Raw genomic sequence first — 1,759 nt, forward strand, 5'->3', positions numbered from 1 at the left:
CGGGCCACCGGCCCGCGGGGCATGTCCCCGCCGCCGGACCCTGAGCCGCGGACGATCCACTCGCCGTCCTGTGGTGCTTGCGGCAGGATCGGGCAGAACGACGACGTGGGGAGAAATACCGGTGATCACCGCCACCCAGGGAGTGCAGGTCACCTCAGCCTGCGGGGTCTGCGGTGGCGTACTGGTCCGCGATCTCGGCCGGTTCATCGACCGGGGCCTGCTGCGCTGGGGCGCCGAAGGGCGATGCCGAGGCTGCTCCGACGCGTGGTGCGAGACGGGCACGGGCCCGGCTCCCTGGGAGATCAGGCAGGCACTGCTCGCCGAGCACGGGGCGGTCCGGCTTCGCGCGGTGGCCGGGGATGCCGGTCTCGTCCCGGTGCTGCGGGCCCTGCGCGAGACGTACCATCTGTCGCCGGCCGAAGCCCGGCTGCGGGCCGCCGAGTTGAGCGGAGCCGGGCTGGTGGGCACGTCCGTGGAGATGGCGTACCTGGCGGAGGGACTCCGCAGGCGGTCCGTCGCAACGACCCTCGTCCCGGTGCCCGCCTGACCACCTGCGCGGCGGTCGGACGCCGCCGGTGTGAACGGCCGTCCTGCACGGACGTGCCGCGGGGGATCCCCCGCTTGCGTGATGTACGGGGATGACGCGCCTGATCCGCGTGCACGGGGGACCGCCTGCCGGTGCCGGTGGTCTGCGCCCCTGTCACCGCTCGGCTGCTCCCCCTGAGCGCACGGAAACCCGGCAGCCGGCCCGGGGCCACCGGGTGGCGCGGGGCGACGGTGACGCGCCGCCCTCATTCATCCGGGTATGCGCAGCAGAAGGTGAATTTCGTGCCACGCCCCAGGGGGCAACCCGCCTTGATGTGAAGCCGCGTTGACGTGTCCTCAGCCGTCGCAGCCTTTGATGTCGTCGCCGCACTCGTCCGCGGCCCGGTCCTCGCGGACGGTGACCAGCCGCCAGTGGATGACGCCGGTGGTCTTGCTGTCGGGCGCGGCGATCGACGCCGTGAACGGCTTGTCGGTGGCGGGGATGTTGAACCGGTCGGCTTCCTGGTCGTTGCAGGTCACCGCCCAGTCCTGTTCCTCGTCCCCGCGCTTGAGGGTGAGGGTGAGTTCGCCGGTGCCGGGCGCGGCGCAGTCGATGTCGAGGCGGTACGGGTGCGCGCCGGGAGTGCGGAAGGTCCGGCTGATGCCGTCCATGATGTCCGGGAAGCCGCTGTCGACGAGTTCGGCGTCCGTGTCGCGCAGGGTCCGGGTGAGGCGCTTCATGGCCTTCTCGTAATCGCCCTTGCCCCAGCCGGCGGGTGCGGTATCCGTCGACGGGGTGCCGGAACCCGCCTCGGTGGCGGCCGAGTTGGGCCCGGTGTCCGAGCGCGCACCACAACCGCCGACCGATATGGCGGCGAGCAGTACGGCGAGGGTGGTGGCGGCTCTGGCGCGCTTGCGCACGACGGTGGTCCTCTGTTCGCCGATGGTGTCGACGGCCTGGTGCGGGCCGGACGCGACGAGGTTAACGTAATGGCCAGGTTCACCCAAAGCGCAGGTAAAGCACGCGAGATGGTGCACGGGGCCCGACCCCGGCGGAGCCGTGCTCACGGCAGGGCAGCTGTCCGGATCGTCGACAGCGCGTACGGGCGCGCGTTCCGCGCACGCCCCCGTACACCCTCACATGACCCCGCGGCCACGGACCTGGTGGTCCCACCGCCGGCCCGCCGACCCGCCGCTCACCTCCCGCTCACGGACACCGCGCCCGCCCCACCGC

At 72.6% G+C, this 1,759-nt stretch carries 2 protein-coding genes; one reads left to right on the forward strand and one right to left on the reverse strand.

Going from position 1 to position 1,759, the window contains the following annotated elements:
* Positions 1–121 precede the first annotated feature (121 nt).
* Positions 122–547, forward strand: a complete 426-nt coding sequence (locus CCN72_RS34405; RefSeq protein ID WP_244174622.1) for a hypothetical protein — start codon at positions 122–124, stop codon at positions 545–547.
* Between the two features lie 335 nt (positions 548–882).
* Here the strand turns inward: CCN72_RS34405 and CCN72_RS34410 are convergent, their stop codons facing one another.
* Complete coding sequence (locus CCN72_RS34410; RefSeq protein WP_086812268.1) at positions 883–1,446, reverse strand: hypothetical protein; 564 nt, start codon at positions 1,444–1,446, stop codon at positions 883–885.
* Positions 1,447–1,759 lie beyond the last annotated feature (313 nt).

Source organism: Streptomyces murinus, assembly GCF_002154555.1.
Lineage (GTDB): Bacteria > Actinomycetota > Actinomycetes > Streptomycetales > Streptomycetaceae > Streptomyces > Streptomyces murinus.